This is a genomic window from Butyrivibrio sp. NATIVEDY162 (assembly GCF_045999815.1).
Lineage (GTDB): Bacteria > Bacillota > Clostridia > Lachnospirales > Lachnospiraceae > Butyrivibrio.
In genome coordinates this window covers 1,533,126-1,549,566 of the sequence record NZ_CP172573.1, presented here as the reverse complement: position 1 = coordinate 1,549,566, position 16,441 = coordinate 1,533,126, and the positions used below count along the sequence as shown (strand labels likewise).

Genomic DNA, 16,441 nt, shown 5'->3' with positions numbered 1-16,441 from the left:
AGAGAAACTGAAAAGTAACTCTTATATCTGGCAATTAGAATTACTTATTTTTACAATTTGTTTTATCATGTTATTATCCATATAACAAATTCGAAGGGAGATACTTAACATGGCACAGATAAAAGAAAGCGCACTTGAACTTATTGGAAAGACACCTATTCTTAAACTTAATGGATACAGCAAGAAAGCAGGAGTAACAAACGCAACAATTCTTGCAAAGCTCGAATACTTAAATCCTGCCGGATCGGTAAAGGACAGAATCGCCCTTGCAATGATCGAGGAGGCAGAGAAGAGTGGAAAGCTTAAGCCGGGAGCAACAATTATCGAGCCTACATCAGGCAACACAGGAATCGGTCTTGCAGCTGTAGCCGCAGCAAAGGGGTACAAGGCCATTCTTACCCTTCCTGATACTATGAGTGTTGAGAGAAGAAACCTCCTTAAAGCTTACGGCGCAGAGCTGGTACTCACTGAGGGAGCTAAAGGAATGAAGGGAGCTATTGCAAAGGCTGAGGAACTTGAGAAGGAAATCGAGGGATCAATCATTCTTGGTCAGTTTGTGAATCCTGCAAACCCTGCTGCACACAAGGCAACAACAGGTCCTGAGATCTGGGAGCAGACAGATGGAAAAGTTGATGTATTCATCGCAGGTGTAGGTACAGGCGGAACCATCACAGGTGTGGGAGAGTACCTTAAGGAAAAGAATCCTGATGTAAAAGTAATCGCAGTAGAGCCTGCAACCAGCCCTATTCTGTCAAAGGGAACAGCAGGTGCTCACAAGATTCAAGGTATCGGCGCAGGTTTTGTGCCTGAAGTTCTTGATACAAAGGTATTTGATGAAGTTATTGCTATTGAGAATGAGGATGCATTTGCAGAGGGCAGAAAGTTTGCTCTGTCTGAAGGCATACTTGTTGGAATATCATCAGGCGCTGCACTTAAGGCAGCAACAATAATCGCAGAGAGAGAAGAGTATAAGGGCAAGAACATCGTGGTTCTTCTTCCTGATTCAGGTGACAGATACCTTTCAACACCTCTTTTTGCTAACTAATATCTAAATAATACTAAATAACAGTACTCGGCAAATTACTACTTTTTTACAATTATCCGACCGGATGACCGGAGGCTTACTGATAACACGTAATCATTAGACGTGTACAATACTTTGGACAATAAATATTATCTATTTATCATTAAGATAGGAGATATTTAAGAGCAAAGTATGATCAGTGAGCCTCGTTTTTATTACATAGGAGATTTTGACAGATGGCAGTAAAGTACAACGGTGTCAGGGAATCGAGACCTAATCGTTTTAATGACGGCTTTGGAAGCGGTAAAGAACTGGCAGAAAAATTTAAAGGCGGTTGCCTCAAGAGAGCAGACAGGAGTTTTTCACAGGGACTCCAGTGCCAGGAGATCAATGGAATGCAGGCCGTGGTTTCTATTGAGGATTCAGTGCTCATAGCGCATGCGCCGCAGGGCTGCACGGGGTGTGTTTCAATGATGGCTGACGGATATAAAGTCGGACAGATTCACAGGCACGTTGAGCATGTAAAAAATCCCAGAATTTTCGTCACCAATCTGGATCAGAAGAGCGTAGTCTTTGGCGGAGAGCAAAGGCTTAGAGATACAGTAAAAAAGGCTGTTGAGAGATATAATCCTAAACTTGTTTTTATATTCACATCATGTGCTTCCGGTATTATCGGTGATGATATTGATGCGATATCCGAGAGCTTAAGGTCTGAATATCCTGATCAGGTAATTGTGCCTATCCACTGCGAAGGCTTTAAGTCAAAAGTATGTGCTTCAGGTTTCGACGCGACTTTTCAGGCTATCAACAAGTACATTTTAAAGGGCGAGAAGGCTGACAAGCAGAATAATCTTGTCAACCTTTTTGCACCGACGACCATAAGTTATCGTGATCAGTTGGAAATGGAACGTATGTTGGGACTTCTTGGACTTGAGGTCAATTATGTACCTTTTTATTCCAACTATGAAAAGATCAAGAGAATTCCGGCAGCCGCAGCCTCAACAGCGATATGTAAAGTTTTTGCAGATGAATTCATGCTGGAGCTTGAGCAGGATTACGGAATTCCGTTTTCACATACAGTAATGCCCATAGGCCTGAGAAATACAGATAAGTGGTTCATGGGAATTGCAAAGCTTGTGGGTAAGGAAGAAGAAGCACAGAAAATCATTGATGCAGAGCATAAGAGAATAGAACCCCTTGTTGATGAGATAAGGAGCAAGCTGGAAGGAAAGAGAATTTTCATCTGCGGAGGGACCGGACGGTCTTTTGCTGCAGCTGCGCTTGTGAGTGATTTTGGTATGGAACTGGTGGGCCTGCAGACACCAACCTATGATGCTGATGCCCAGATAGATATAGAGTACCTCAATGAAAGACAAAAGGATTACGTAGTGGATATTGCGAACATGGAACCCTTCGAACAGGCAAATCTGCTGCGCAAGCTTAAGCCGGATTGCTTCCTGGGAGTGCCCACCAGTGCACATAAACTTGGGATTCCTACAACCCATGTCCTTGATGGAAAACGTCCTACACTTGGTTATGATGGACTGATCTATCTTGGAAACAAGATGATAGATCAGCTGTCAAACCCGGGATTTAACAGAAATCTTGCAGCGCATACAAAGCTTCCCTACAAGGACAGCTGGTATGAGCAGGATGCATTTAAATTTATCACTGCCAATGTATGACACGCAGCATATCAGGTTTTGGCTTTTCACAAGAAGAACAGAAAACGTACCGGATTCTTGTGGATATTTTCCACTTTTTGTCCACAAGAAGTCGTACTTTAGGTTAATTTGAAATGCTGCATCACTTGAAACGGTATGGGAGGAATGATTATATATGTCATCAATAGTACAGAATCCAAGAGGGGGATGTGTGCTGTCGGGGATCAGTGCTACTCTTGGTGCTATTAAAGGCTTTTGCCCGGTGTTCCACGCAGGACCCGGGTGCACAATGCAGACTTCAGCGGCAACTACAGCTGCAAATGAGCTTGGGGGAGTTCTTGTTCCCTGTTCAAACATGCTGGAAAAAGAAGTTGTATTTGGAGGAATAGAAAAGCTCAGAAGCACAGTTGCAGGTGCTCTGGAAGTAATGGATGCGGACATTTTCGTAATACTGAACGGATGCACTTCAGGTGTCATCGGTGATGATGTCGAGAGTGTTGCTAATGAGTTTCGTGAAAAGGGAGAGAAGGTATATGCAATAGAAACGCCGGGATTCCAGGGGAACACTGAACTCGGATATGAGGTAGTGTGGAATAATCTGGTGGATCAGGTTATTGAGAAAAGAGAGAAGAATGACAAGCTGGTTAATCTCTTTGGACTGATTCCGGGACTTGATAAGTTTTATAGAGGGAATCTTGAGGAACTATCCAGAATACTCAGAAGACTTGGCCTTGAAGTTAATAACTTTTTTGTAGACGGTCAGGGAGTAGAAAATGTGCTTTCAAGTTCAGGGGCTGCTCTTAATATTATTGTTCATCCATGGCTGTTCGAGGGACCTGCCAAAAAGTATGAGGAAAAGTTTGGCGTCCCCTATTTAAGAATAGCAGGACTTCCCATAGGAGATACTGATACTACCGCTTTTGTCAGACAGGTAGCTGAGGCTTTAAAGCTCGATAAAAAGCTGGTTGACGAAGTGATCGCAGACGAACAGGATTATCTCTACAGATATCTGGAGCACGGTACAGGAATTCTTGGATGGAAGAGACTTGCCGTAGTTGGTGATTCCAATTCTGTTATCGGAATGACAAGATATCTGTCAAATGATTACAGTCTGATACCAAAGCTGGCTATTGTTACTGAACCACTTTTCAGAGATGCGGATAAAGAGAGAATCACAAACAGACTCTCGACGCTGACATACTGTGATGCACCGGATATTCATTTTCTGCCTGATCAGTTTGATATTGATGGGGTTATCAGAAGCGGAAAATATGATGATGTTACTTTGTTCCTTGGAAGCTCCAATGACAGAGAGGCTGCTTCGTATCTTGACACAATGTTTTATGAAGTAACGTTCCCTATTACAAGTAGATTTATTTTTAACAAGACAGTTGCAGGCTATAGGGGAGCATTGTCACTTATAGAGGATCTGTTTAGTAATTTGTGATTGTTGGGATTAACGGTGGCGAATTAGAGCAGTTTGTCAATTTATGATTGATTGGACTAGTGTCTTGTCTGGATGAGAATTTGTTTAGAAATTTGTAGTTATCAGGACTAATTGTTGCAATCCTTTGCGGATTGGACAGTTAGTCTTTTTATAATATAGGAAATTTCTTTGAAATTCCTATATTATAAAAACGCTCCGCTGTGGATGCGACTGGTGCGCAGATGAATTTTGCAAGCTAAAGCTTGCGCGCACCAGCGCGCAAAGAGTCGCGAGCGACTCTTTGTTCTCATGCGAGGAAATTGCTTTGCAATACCGCTAGCGCACGAATCAGACAGGTATGCTTGTATGGCCCGGAGCTTGCTTTCGGCTCATGGCTTGTGGCTTATGGCTCGTGGCTTATGGTTTGTGGCTTATGGTTTGTGGCTTATGGTTTGTGGCTTATGGTTTGTGGCTTATGGCTTGTGGCTTGTGGCTCACAACTCACGTCTTTCAGTTTAAGGTTCAGATTTACAACTCTCGGCGAAAAGCTTTATTCATCCCAAAAAGTAAGAATTGCTATTTAGTATGAATAAAACTATGAAAAATTAACGATATTACGTATGCTGTTCATCCTTCCTTGTGAAAATCTCAAAATAGGATGAATTTTTTCGGGAAAAAATTGAATGAGTCAGGATTTTAGTCATCCTAAATCAGTATTTGAAAGAATGTGGATGAACAAGGCCGTTTATGCTTGTCCATTTTTCGTAAAAAAGGAGAAAAAAGGCATCCTGCAATCAAAGATTCGGGAAAGCGATTTTTCTGAATGCTCACTTAAGAAGCCATATAATTACCATAATCTAATGTTATAGCCACAGATAGAAAACCCTTAATTGTGCGTAATCTTCAGCTTGTGTATATTATTTCCAACAGATAAATATTTGCTGACCGGACAACCGGAAGCTCTAGTCTACTAACACCAGGTGGATTATGGCTTCCGGTTTTTTGCGCAGAGCACTTGACGAGGCACTGCCGAGTCTGGTGCGAGCCATGCAAATCCATTTAGCGAGGCCCTTGCGAGTTTAGTGGAGTATGCAAGAGCAGAGCATTTGACGAGGTTCTGCTGGGGTTAGTGGAGTATGTAAGAGCAAAGCATTTGACAAGGTTCTGCGAGTTTAGTGGAGTATGCAAGAGCAGAGCATTTGACGAGGTTCTGTTGAGTTTAGTGGAGTATGCAAGAGCAGAGCATTTGGCAAGGTTCTGCGAGTTTAGTGGAGTATGCAAGAGCAGAGCATTTGACAAGGTTCTACGAGTTTGTTGAAGTTTGTCAGAACAGATCACATGACGGGTGTTACTGTCACGAAATAGCTCGACTTTATTACTTGACTAAATTGCCTTCTGCTGCGTTGTCATCAATCGCCGTACCCGAAAAGATTGTTTCGAAAAAAGGCTGTCATATACAGCTTGTCAGCATTCATTAACAGGAGGAGAAAAGATTATGAGAAGAAATGATGTCAATGAAAACGAAGTAAGAGTAAATGGTTTTAGCAAAAACTATGCTAAAAGTGGAGTGGTAAGAAAAACCCTGGTTGCCGGAACTATGGCAGCTGTTATGGGAATGTCCCTGCTGGGATGCGGCAGTGCATCAGCAGCAGGATCAGGTAAGGATGCAGCCTCTGATAACAATCAGGAAGTAACCAAGGTAGTTATTGGTTCCGGTATCAACTACAATCCTTACTGCTATCTTGATGAGAACGGCGATGCTGTAGGTTATGAGTATGATGTTCTGGCTGAGATAGATGAACTTTTGCCTCAATACGAATTTGAGTATCAGTCAATGGCTTTTGATCAGCTGGTTCTCTCATTGGAGTCAGGAAAAATCGATGTGGCGGCTCACCAGTATGAGTACACACCTGAGCGTGAGGAGAAGTACCTTTTTGCAGGTGAGTCCTACACTTCATATATCACTTATCTTGCAGTGCTTGCAGATTCAGATGTAACTTCACTTGAAGACCTTGCAGGACAGAAAATCAGGACCGGTGGTGCTACAAGTGCAACAACTCAGATCCTTACAAAATATAATGAGGAGCATCCGGGGAAAGAGGTTGAGCTTGTAACTTCTGAGTCAAGCTCCGATGAAGAGGCAGCAGCTGCTCTTAAGTCAGGTGCGGCAGCAGCTTCGGTTCTTAAAAAGAGCGATGTTACAAAGATGAACAAGAACTTCTCTGATGACGGAAAAGACTGGCTTAAGTCAGTAGGCGAACCTATCAACAACTCAAAGACCTACTATCTGTATCGCAAGGATGAGACAGAGCTTGCAGAGGCAATAGACGGTGCTTTAAAGACTCTTAAGGAAAACGGCAAATTGTCAGAGCTTGCAATCAAATGGGTTGGATATGACGTAACTGAAGAGGAATAATTTTCATGGGTAGTTATTTTAGCGCAGAAAGATTTCTAAATGTTTTTCCAAAGATATTTACCTGTCTAACAGTGAATTTCCACATTGTGTTCTGGTCGATGCTTCTTGGAACAATATTGGCGATATTTGTTGCAATTCTAAGGCTTAAGGGAATTCCGGTGGTTCAGCAGATTCTTGGAGTTTACATATCCTTTATGCGTGGAACGCCGCTTCTTGTCCAGATGATGATATCTTTTTATGGGATTCCGTTAGTACTCGGCGGTATTTTTCAAAATATCTTCGGAATCAACTTAAACAGGATAGAACCGACACTATTTGTGGAGATAGCTATCGTATTAAATGAAGGAGCTTTTCTGGGGGAGATTTTCAGAGGTGCGATAACTGCGGTGCCATCATTGCAGGCAGAAGCGGGATATTCTATAGGACTATCCGGTGCGCAGACATTTTTCAGAATAATATTGCCGCAGGCATTTAAGATAGCGCTGCCACATTATGGTGTTGACTTTGTGGGTGTGTTCCAGAATACATCGCTGGTATTTACCCTTGGCGTTGTGGATGTTCTTGGAAAAGCGAAAACGCTTGGAGCAGCTACAGGGCATACTCTGGAGGGATACATAGCGGCAACAATAATCTACATTAGCTTTAGCCTGCTTTTGAAAGGCGCGTTCCTTTTGATCGAAAGAAGAATGAAAAATGGTAGCCCGGTGGCTGTATGACCGGATGAAAAGTGATACAGAAGATAAAATTAACGGTAGCCCGGTGGCTGTATGATCGGATGAAAAGTGATACAGAAGATAAAATTAACGGTAGCCCGGTGGCTGTATGACCGGATGAAAAGTGATACAGAAGATAAAATTAACGGTAGCCCTGTGGCTATCTGATAAAAAGAGGTATGGGAAATACATGACATTTAATACTAACAGCTTCTATGAAGCCTTGATATCAGCATTTAAATACGCACCGGTAACGCTTGAGCTTACGGCGGTTACCTTTGTGATAAGCCTTGTTATCGGGACAGTGATAGCTACTATCAGGCATTACAGGGTACCTGTTATATCTCAGATTCTCGGCATTTTTGTAACAGTTTATATGGGACTTCCCATGATGGTGGCGCTTGTTTTGTATAACCTTCTGTTTATGACTTTTTACAATGATTTTGCCGGGGCTTTTCATATAGCGACACCTATAAGTGACATAAACCCCATATTTATCGGATTCTTTGCACTTATTATGGGGACAAGCTGTTCTGTCAGTGAAAGTGTGAGAGGTGCCTTTAGGGGAATCGACAAGATACAGTATGAAGCAGGCTACAGCATTGGCTTTAGCAGGAAAAAGACACTTTTTAGAATTATTTTTCCTCAGATGGTTCCGATTCTGTTACCCGGTATGCAGAATACCCTGATAGGCCTGTTAAAGGCTTCTAACCTGGTAAGTGCGATATCCGTAACAGAAATAATGACAGGTGCGCTGCTTCCAAGCCTTTTATATTACAGCTATCTGGAATCTTATGTAGCAGCTGCCATTGTTTACTGGATCATTGGAATAACAATAGAAGTCCTGGCGCATTTTGCTGAAAACAGATCAGGCAAATACTTAAAGAGATTGGCGGCATAAACCCTGAAGATATGCGCTTATACCAACGGTGCGTAGAGAACTGAATACAGCCCATGAACAAAATGAATGGGCAATGTATCAGTTTACCGGGGATTATAGAGGAGAAAGACGTGATTGAACTTAAAGGTGTAAAAAAGACTTTTGGAAAGCAGGAAGTCCTTAAGGATGTTTCCGTAAAAGTTAATGACGGTGAGGTTGTGGTTATTCTGGGGCCCTCCGGCTCAGGAAAAACAACATTTTTGCGCTGCATAAATTTCCTTGAACGTGCTGATGAAGGAAAGCTGATTTTTGGAGATAAGATACTTGACCTTAAGCATGTAAAGAAGAAGGACATTCTCTATGTGAGAAGACATTCGGCATTTGTTTTTCAGAACTATGGGCTATTTGCTCATATGACTGCGCTTCAGAATGTTATGGAGGGTCTTGTGCAGGTTCAGAAAAAGAGCAAGGCTGAAGCCAGGAAGATTGCAGAGGATACCCTTAGCTGGGTAGGACTGTCCGATAAGCAGGACTTTTATCCTGCACAGCTATCAGGCGGACAGCAGCAAAGAGTGGGAATCGCAAGAGCGGTGGCTCTTAAGCCTGACGTGATCTTGTTCGATGAGCCCACATCCGCGCTTGATCCTGAACTTGTGGGTGAAACCCTTGAGGTTATTAAAAAGGTTGCGAAAATGGGAATCACCATGGTGGTTGTGACACATGAGATGTCCTTTGCTGAGGATGTTGCTGACCGCGTCATCTTCATGGATGGAGGAGTGGTTGTAGAAGAGGGCAAACCAAGTGAGATATTCTACAAGCCCAAGGAAGAGCGCACGAGGCAATTCCTGTCAAGGATCATACCGCAGGATGCTTATGTGATTTAAGCTGAAGATTACCTGATTTTGGGTAGATCGGTATACTTGGTGATTTTTTTCAGCAGATCGGTATGCTTGGTGATTCTTTTTCAGCAGATCGGTATGCTTGGTGATTCTTTTCAGCAGATTGGTATGCTTGGTGATTTTTTTCAGCAGATCGGTATGCTTGGTGATTCTTTTTTCAGCAGATCAGTATACATGGTGATTCTTTTTCAGCGGTAGTCTGTTTGATCAAGGCTTGTGTGTTGTCTCACTCATAATTAACCAAATTGCTTGTATATGATTTTATCTGCGTCGTATGAAAATCTTGATGATGCTACCGCATCACCTGCGATTTTCTTCCTTGCATATAAAACCGTATATTTCGTAATTTGGCTAAAGATGAGCAAGACAGCACACTGGTAAAATAGGACTAATCATGCCACGCCTTTTAGGATGCTTAGGAATGGTATGTTAGTCCTTTTTTCATGAAAACTTCGTTTTGGATGAATAAAACTGGCTTTTTTAACGATATTACGTTTGCTGTTCATCTATATCTCTAAAGTTCTTGATTTTGGATGAATTATTATCTTAAAAATCTCAGATAGTAATGGTATGCAGAAAAAAATGTTCATCCAGTTTGCAGATTATAAGAAAAGTGGATGAATGTTATTTTTAAAATATGTTCTCAATATCGAGAATTGGGCATCCATTTTATAAGATTTCTGAAAAGTGGATGACTTCTTGACTGCAATACGGAAAAAGTTCCGGGATTTTGCCGTCAAAAGAGTCATAAGTGATCCACCACATGAGGAACCTTATAACCAAAATGGCAGGATATGTCACTACACTGCCATCATATAATAAAAACTTATAGCAAGGGATAATCATTAGATAATTGTACAATATAAAAAACAATAGTATCGTATGGTCAAAATAAATATCGTGCACGACTGACCGGACAACTGGAGGTTAAGAGTTTGCTAACATTGGGCAAACTATTAACCTCCTTTTTGTTTGGGCAGAGCCTATAAAAAGAAGATGGAGGAAAAGCTGTGGGGGATTTAAAACTCATTAAAAATGTCAATGTGTTTGATGGCAGAAGAGAGCAAATAAATTATGACGCCTCGATTGTTATAGAAGATGATCTGGTTAAAGAAATTGTAAATGGTGAGGTATCAGAAGAAAAATTTGTCGAAGTGATCGATGGCAAAGGTAAAGTTGCAATACCGGGACTAACTGATGCACATGTGCATTTATCGCACAATATAGTTGGAGGAGAAGGGCATCCAAGAATTGATGAGATGGCAGTCAGATCTGTAAGAGTTGCACGAGATACATTGCTTAGAGGTTTTACAACTGTCAGAGATGCAGGCGGTATCGTATATGGACTTAAGAAAAATATAGATAATGGTTTTCTGGACGGACCAAGAATATTCCCATCTAATGCCTATATTTCACAGACAAGCGGCCATGGAGATATGAGAAAGAGCAGAGCTGAGCAGAGATTAGGAACGGGGCAGTACACATCAGCCTGGCTTAACGACCAGCAAAGCATAATAGCAGATGGAGTTCCTGAGGTGCTAAGGGCTGTCAGAGAGATGATGTTTTTGGGAGCTTCTCAGATTAAAATTATGGCTGGCGGTGGATGCTCATCTCAGTATGATCCGATTCAGACAGTTCAGTTCACATTTGAAGAAATGAAGGCTGCCGTAGATGCTGCTTCAGATTATGGAACATATGTAATGGCTCATCTCTATACACCTGCATCTATTCAAAGGGCAGTAAAGGCAGGCGTGAAGAGTCTGGAGCATACAAATATGATGGATGATGAAACAGGCAAAATAGTAGCTGATTCAGGAGCATGGGTGATGCCGGGGCCACAGTTTAGCAGAGATTTCCAAGAGCCTGATGTAAGTGGATTTACTAAAGAGCAGCTTAGAGATTTCAATAGGGCAAGAGCTAAGGGACAGCTTGTAAAGAGCCATGAACATGAGGCAACGGAGGCTATAAACAAATACAATATTCCGATTTTGTTTGGTACTGATTCCTTCGGAGATCCTGTGAGAGTTGAGAAAACTGAGCTGGATGATTTTAGAATTTTCAAAGAAAGATTTGGAAACTGGAAAACATTAAGAGCAGCTACAGGCAATATAAATGAGCTCATAAAACTTACAACCTATCAGAATCCTTATCCTGAGGGAAAAATCGGGGTACTGGAGAAAGGCTCATTTGCTGACATATTACTTGTAGATGGCAATCCAGTAGAGGATGTGGAGATATTAACGGATAAGAATAACATCCGTCTGATAGCAAAGGGTGGAGTTATATACAAAAATACATTATGAGAGGAGAAAAATAATGAAAAAAAATAATCTGTTTACAAGGGGAATTGTTTTACTGGGGGCATCGCTGTTATTAACCGGTTGTGGAGCAAAGGCTGCAGGAACACAGGAAGATGTAGTTATTGATGAAAATAAGGAAGATATAGCACTGACAGGTGAGCCTGAAGATGCAAACAAAGATGCTCAGGGAGAGAGCACAAATGGGGATGATCAGAGTGCTTCATCATCAGATGTCATTAAGATCGTGGCAGCTACCACAGGAACCGGACCAAAACCATATGTGTATTCTGATGAGAACAATAATGTTACCGGATATGATATAGAACTTTTAAAGTATGTGTTTAGTAAGCTTCCACAGTACGAGCTTGAAATTACGCAGACAGGCACAATATTTGAAGGCCTTGATGCAGGATACTATGATATAGCGGTTAATCATTTTGGATTTAATAAGGAGCGTGGAGAAAAGTACCTTTTCTCAGATGTCTATTCCGCTGATACCCATGGAATTCTTGTGAAAGAGGACTCTGATATTAACTCACTTGAGGATCTTCCGGGACATACAACAGAAGCCCAGGTTGGAAGTAACAATGCCATTATTTTTGAGGCATATAATGAGGCACACCCTGATAATCCGGTGAATCTTAACTATACAGAAAGCTCTGACACAGAAATAAGGGTGGCAAACGGTGATATAGATTTTGAATTTTTCACAAAAAAATATCTTGAAGAAAAAGTCGAAGAGTTGGGACTTCAGGGGTTGAGAATAGTTGATATTTCAGTTGAAGATAAGGACAACTGGACCAATACGGTGACTGGTAGTTTCCTAATTTTTCCGAAGGACAAGCAACAACTTGTTGATGATGTTAATGGCGCATTAGAGGAAGCTATAGCAGATGGAACAGTTGATAAACTTATTGGAGAGTTTCTGGGAAAAAGTGATATAGCAATTACACAGGCTTTTGTTGAGCAACAGAGAGCAAAAATTGCTGAAATCACAGGGCAGTAAAGGAGATGATCGGTCATGAATATTTTCAGATTAGATGTAGTAGGATATGACCTTATTGAAATCTTAAAATTCCTTCCTGTTACACTTGAAATAGCGGTTGTTGCAATGATCACAGGCCTTGCATTCGGATTTGTTCTGGCGCTTTTTCGAATGAAGCAGGTGCCTTTAATTAAGCAAATAATAGGTTTTTTCATATCTTTTATCAGAGGAACACCCATCATAGTTCAGCTATATGCAACATATTTTGGAATACCGATTTTGCTGCAATATATAAACTATTACAGAGGATCGGATTACCAGGTACCAAGAATAGAACCCATAATATATGCAATTGTGGCATTAGCGCTGAATCAGGCAGCTTATAATGCAGTGACTATACAGTCTGCTATAGAAGCTGTTAATAAAGGTGAGATTGAAGCTGCAACATCAATAGGAATGAACAGTTTTCAGAAAATGACAAGAATAATTCTGCCAGAAGCTACAGAACTTGCAATTCCTTCTCTTGGAAATAATCTGATAGGTCTGATAAAAGGAACTTCGCTTGCTTTTTCTTGCAGCGTTATTGAGATAGCTGCTCAGGGTAAAATACTTGCAGGAAGAAATTACAGATATTTTGAGAGCTATGTTGCACTGGCGATTATTTATTGGGTGCTGACCATAGTTTTGGAGCAGGTATTTAAGAGAATAGTAAATGCCGTAAAAGTTCCTGAGACGCCCAAGATAAAAACTGTTATTGAAATATCTGAGGAAGCAAAAACTAAGGAAGATAAGGTAGGAACAGGTGAGGTGGTTGCATGATTAAAGTAAAGAATATCCATAAGAGATTTAAGGATAATATTGTTCTTGACGGTGTCTCGTTTGACATTGAGAAGGGCGATGTTATTGCAATCATAGGACCATCCGGTACAGGGAAATCTACACTTCTTAGGTCGATAAATCTGCTTGAGCATCCTGAAGAGGGAGAAATTGAATTTGATGATTTTTCACTTGATTATGGGAATCACAAAAAGAAGGATGAGCTTGATCTAAGAAAAAAGACTACGATGGTTTTTCAACAGTTTAACCTGTTTCAGAAAAAGACGGCGCTTGAGAATGTAATGGAAGGACTTATGGTAGTGCAAAAACTTCCAAAGAGTGAGGCTAAAAAGATTGCTATTGAGAAATTGAGGCAGGTGAAGATGGATGACAGGCTTGATTATTATCCCAAACATCTGTCAGGTGGTCAGCAGCAGAGAGTAGCAATAGCAAGAGCTGTAGCGCTAAAGCCGGAACTTCTGCTACTTGATGAACCAACATCCGCACTTGACCCTGAGCTAGTCGGAGAAGTTCTTGATACTATCAGAACACTGGCGGAAGAAGGAAATACGATGCTGATAGTTTCCCATGAAATGTCATTTGTAAAAAGTGTAGCTAACAAAGTGATCTTTCTGGAAAACGGAAGGATTGTAGAGCAGGGATCGCAAAAGGATATATTTGAAAATCCTCAAAATGAAAGGACTGTAGAGTTCCTGCTTAAAAATCGGGTTGAACTGGATTTGGGTTATAATATATAGAAAAATATATAGAACGACTAAACTTTCACCTAACTTATTAGGACTAACCATGCCACGCCTTTTAGGATGCTTAGGAGTGGCTGATTAGTCCTTTTTTCAGGAAAACTTCGTTTTGGATGAATAAAATTCGCTTTTTTTAACGATATTACGTTTGCTGTTCATCCTATTTTTTTAATATGTGCATTTTGGATGAATTATTTAACCAAAATCACTTCTGAAAAATTGTTTTGTAGATAAATAGTTCATCCAGATTTTTGATTGTGCAGAAATTGGATGAAAGCACAGCTAAATCATAGTCTTTATGTCGAAAATAAGGCATCTGTCATGCATAATATCGGTAATATATACACGTTATATTGTGAAAGACAACTTCCCTGCGTATTATCGGTAATACATATACATTATATCGGGAAAGATAGCTGCTCTGCGTATTATTAGCAATATATACACTATATATCAAGGACAAGGCAACTATTCCGCAAATCAACGATAATATGTGTATATTATTTTAAGAATAAAGCTTATGCATCCCCATCACAGATTCTCAAAAATACTTGTTCTCTGGTTCAGTGTTTCAGTAACTTTGTTATTCTCGCTCATGGCATTGTCTATACCCTGGATCTCACCTACGATCTCAGTTGAGTTGGTAGCAGAGAGGCCGATGGCTTCTGAGCTTTGTCTTACGGATTCAGTGATGGAACCGACAGAATCAGCCATCTTATCCATGATGATATTCAGGTTGTCAGCCTTGCTGGTGAATTTCTCAAGCATCTCATCCATTAGGATAGCAGCCTGCTCATATTTATCGCCGGTTTCTACGAAAGAGTCATAGTCTGCAATAACTGTATTGTTGATGAAATCAATGACTTCAAGTGCGTTGTCTGACAGACTCTTAACTGCAGTTGTTACTTCATTGCTGATAACCTGGATGTTACCTGCCGTCTGTCTGCTGTTTTCAGCAAGAGAACTGATTTCGCCTGCTACAACAGCAAAGCCTTTTCCTGCTTCACCCGCTCTTGCTGCTTCAATGGAAGCATTAAGAGCAAGAAGATTTGTCTGTGAAGCGATGTCCAGAATAACATTTGTAAGTTCGTTTATCTGTGAAACCTTTTCACTGTTCTTTACAGACTCCTGTAGTACATTGCCAAGTTCAGAGATCTTGCTGCCTGTGTTTTCCTTCTTCTGTGCAGCTGTAGCCTTGATCTCATCAGCTTCGTTTCTGATACCAATGGCTGTTTGTGCACCCTCTGAGGCTTCGTGTCTTATCTCATCAGCTGCATCTTTAACTTCTTCAAGTCGGCCGTTGATCTGATCTGCTGTAGTTGCAACTGTATCCATGCTGGCTGATAATTCCTCAAGAGCAGCAGAAGTGTTTGTGATATTGTCGCTTGCTCTCTGAATCTTATCTGTCATTTCGTCAGATGAAGTTCTTAGTACAACGGTGCCATCCTTTACGTCACGTATGATCACCTGAAGGGTTTCTATAAACTGGTTGATACCCACGATAATGGACTGCAGCTCTGTTTTTGAGGCGGTTTTGATACGTACTGTAAGATCACCTTTTCCTGCATTTATATTATCAATGATTGATGTTACTTCAGAAGAAATAGCACTTATCTTATTGCTGATTCTTACAATACCAAGGCCAAGGTTTACGAGAATACACAACACAATAATGATCATACCTATATATGCATTTCTTTTTGCTGAGTCTAATCTTAATTGAAGAAAAGCATTCATTCCATCAGAGAGGCTTTTGATGGTTGCTTCGGCCGTATCAAAGGATGCATTCATAGCGTTCATGTTGGGATAATAAGTTGAAGACAGAATGCCAAATACAGTATTCATATCCTTGGCTTTACAACCCGCTGCGATTTTATCGGCATCAGCAAGATATGTATCCAGTGCAGTGGAGAGCTCGTTAAAAATCTGATCACCGTTTTGACCCTGAGTTACAAGAAGGCTGGTACTAAGGTAATTTAGCGCATCAGGGATCTGTGCCCTGGCAGCGTCTATATCACTTAGATATCCCTGTATTGTAGCTTCGTCAACGGTATCGATAGTCGAGGCTCCGATAAGAGCGCTTAGTCTGCCGTCGATAAGTAGAGTTGCCTGTTTTATTTTTGCTTCGGCTATAAGAGTTTCTGCTTCACCCTGGCTGGCAGTGACAGCAATTTCCTTCATTCCTATTAAGCTGTTAATAAGAACAATTGTAACTATAACAAATGCCAGGAGTATAACCAGATTTACAGATAAATTTTGGAACACAATTGATTGGAAAATATTTCCTTTTTTTAAGCTATTTTCCTGTTTTGAGTTTTGTTCGCTTGCCATTTTTCTTGCCTCCTCAAGTTGAATAACAAAGATAAATCATTCCTTAAGATTACTATTTAAAAGTGACATAGTAAGCATGTTTTACGCATATTAAGTGCTTATATAATCATTATATCAATTAGCCCAACAGCAGCTATTAAATGATTCTAAAAACTTCATTAATTTCTTTCATAAGAAATTACGTTCCTATGAAAGAAAAAACGCTCCGCGAGGATGCGCACTACTG

At 40.8% G+C, this 16,441-nt stretch carries 15 protein-coding genes; 14 read left to right on the top strand and 1 reads right to left on the bottom strand.

Annotated features, from left to right (window positions below; all coding sequences use genetic code 11):
* The first annotated feature begins 109 nt into the window (after positions 1-109).
* From cysK to ACHCNF_RS06310, 14 genes are all read left to right on the top strand, one after another.
* On the top strand, positions 110-1,045 hold the full coding sequence (cysK, locus tag ACHCNF_RS06375) for a cysteine synthase A (RefSeq protein WP_408071944.1): 936 nt from the start codon (positions 110-112) through the stop codon (positions 1,043-1,045).
* A 215-nt stretch (positions 1,046-1,260) separates the two neighbouring features.
* Positions 1,261-2,709 (top strand): nitrogenase component 1, encoded by a 1,449-nt coding sequence (locus tag ACHCNF_RS06370; protein ID WP_408071943.1) that lies wholly within the window; start codon positions 1,261-1,263, stop codon positions 2,707-2,709.
* Between the two features lie 154 nt (positions 2,710-2,863).
* On the top strand, positions 2,864-4,135 hold the full coding sequence (locus ACHCNF_RS06365) for a nitrogenase component 1 (protein ID WP_408071942.1): 1,272 nt from the start codon (positions 2,864-2,866) through the stop codon (positions 4,133-4,135).
* A gap of 345 nt (positions 4,136-4,480) precedes the next feature.
* The gene (locus ACHCNF_RS06360) at positions 4,481-4,633 is read left to right on the top strand and encodes a hypothetical protein (RefSeq protein ID WP_408071941.1); all 153 of its coding nucleotides are present in this window, start codon (positions 4,481-4,483) and stop codon (positions 4,631-4,633) included.
* Positions 4,634-5,243: 610 nt separating this feature from the next.
* Entirely contained in the window at positions 5,244-5,432 is a 189-nt protein-coding gene (locus tag ACHCNF_RS06355) for a hypothetical protein (RefSeq protein ID WP_408071940.1), read from the top strand.
* Positions 5,433-5,609: 177 nt separating this feature from the next.
* On the top strand, positions 5,610-6,530 hold the full coding sequence (locus ACHCNF_RS06350) for a transporter substrate-binding domain-containing protein (protein ID WP_408071939.1): 921 nt from the start codon (positions 5,610-5,612) through the stop codon (positions 6,528-6,530).
* A 5-nt stretch (positions 6,531-6,535) separates the two neighbouring features.
* Entirely contained in the window at positions 6,536-7,246 is a 711-nt protein-coding gene (locus ACHCNF_RS06345; protein ID WP_408071938.1) for an amino acid ABC transporter permease, read from the top strand.
* Positions 7,247-7,433: 187 nt separating this feature from the next.
* The gene (locus ACHCNF_RS06340) at positions 7,434-8,144 is read left to right on the top strand and encodes an amino acid ABC transporter permease (RefSeq protein WP_408071937.1); all 711 of its coding nucleotides are present in this window, start codon (positions 7,434-7,436) and stop codon (positions 8,142-8,144) included.
* A 110-nt stretch (positions 8,145-8,254) separates the two neighbouring features.
* Positions 8,255-9,007, top strand: coding sequence for an amino acid ABC transporter ATP-binding protein (locus ACHCNF_RS06335; RefSeq protein ID WP_408071936.1), 753 nt, complete (start codon positions 8,255-8,257; stop codon positions 9,005-9,007).
* A 66-nt stretch (positions 9,008-9,073) separates the two neighbouring features.
* Positions 9,074-9,220, top strand: a complete 147-nt coding sequence (locus ACHCNF_RS06330; protein WP_408071935.1) for a hypothetical protein — start codon at positions 9,074-9,076, stop codon at positions 9,218-9,220.
* An 812-nt stretch (positions 9,221-10,032) separates the two neighbouring features.
* Positions 10,033-11,325 (top strand): metal-dependent hydrolase family protein, encoded by a 1,293-nt coding sequence (locus ACHCNF_RS06325; RefSeq protein WP_408071934.1) that lies wholly within the window; start codon positions 10,033-10,035, stop codon positions 11,323-11,325.
* Between the two features lie 13 nt (positions 11,326-11,338).
* Positions 11,339-12,328 (top strand): transporter substrate-binding domain-containing protein, encoded by a 990-nt coding sequence (locus ACHCNF_RS06320; RefSeq protein WP_408071933.1) that lies wholly within the window; start codon positions 11,339-11,341, stop codon positions 12,326-12,328.
* Positions 12,329-12,343: 15 nt separating this feature from the next.
* Entirely contained in the window at positions 12,344-13,126 is a 783-nt protein-coding gene (locus ACHCNF_RS06315) for an amino acid ABC transporter permease (RefSeq protein ID WP_408071932.1), read from the top strand.
* Positions 13,123-13,881 (top strand): amino acid ABC transporter ATP-binding protein, encoded by a 759-nt coding sequence (locus ACHCNF_RS06310; RefSeq protein ID WP_408071931.1) that lies wholly within the window; start codon positions 13,123-13,125, stop codon positions 13,879-13,881. The genes ACHCNF_RS06315 and ACHCNF_RS06310 overlap by 4 nt, the downstream gene beginning before the upstream one ends.
* A 534-nt stretch (positions 13,882-14,415) precedes the next feature.
* Here the strand turns inward: ACHCNF_RS06310 and ACHCNF_RS06305 are convergent.
* Positions 14,416-16,215: a methyl-accepting chemotaxis protein gene (locus ACHCNF_RS06305; RefSeq protein WP_408071930.1), complete on the bottom strand. Its 1,800-nt coding sequence runs from the start codon at positions 16,213-16,215 to the stop codon at positions 14,416-14,418.
* Positions 16,216-16,441: the final 226 nt, after the last annotated feature.

Excerpts from the sequence above, each read along its gene's own strand:
- cysK (WP_408071944.1), top strand. The coding sequence starts at position 110 with ATGGCACAGATAAAAGAAAGCGCACTTGAACTTATTGGAAAGACACCT.
- ACHCNF_RS06370 (WP_408071943.1), top strand. The coding sequence starts at position 1,261 with ATGGCAGTAAAGTACAACGGTGTCAGGGAATCGAGACCTAATCGTTTT.
- ACHCNF_RS06365 (WP_408071942.1), top strand. The coding sequence starts at position 2,864 with ATGTCATCAATAGTACAGAATCCAAGAGGGGGATGTGTGCTGTCGGGG.
- ACHCNF_RS06360 (WP_408071941.1), top strand. The coding sequence starts at position 4,481 with ATGGCCCGGAGCTTGCTTTCGGCTCATGGCTTGTGGCTTATGGCTCGT.
- ACHCNF_RS06350 (WP_408071939.1), top strand. The coding sequence starts at position 5,610 with ATGAGAAGAAATGATGTCAATGAAAACGAAGTAAGAGTAAATGGTTTT.
- ACHCNF_RS06345 (WP_408071938.1), top strand. The coding sequence starts at position 6,536 with ATGGGTAGTTATTTTAGCGCAGAAAGATTTCTAAATGTTTTTCCAAAG.
- ACHCNF_RS06340 (WP_408071937.1), top strand. The coding sequence starts at position 7,434 with ATGACATTTAATACTAACAGCTTCTATGAAGCCTTGATATCAGCATTT.
- ACHCNF_RS06320 (WP_408071933.1), top strand. The coding sequence starts at position 11,339 with ATGAAAAAAAATAATCTGTTTACAAGGGGAATTGTTTTACTGGGGGCA.
- ACHCNF_RS06315 (WP_408071932.1), top strand. The coding sequence starts at position 12,344 with ATGAATATTTTCAGATTAGATGTAGTAGGATATGACCTTATTGAAATC.
- ACHCNF_RS06310 (WP_408071931.1), top strand. The coding sequence starts at position 13,123 with ATGATTAAAGTAAAGAATATCCATAAGAGATTTAAGGATAATATTGTT.
- ACHCNF_RS06305 (WP_408071930.1), bottom strand. The coding sequence starts at position 16,215 with ATGGCAAGCGAACAAAACTCAAAACAGGAAAATAGCTTAAAAAAAGGA.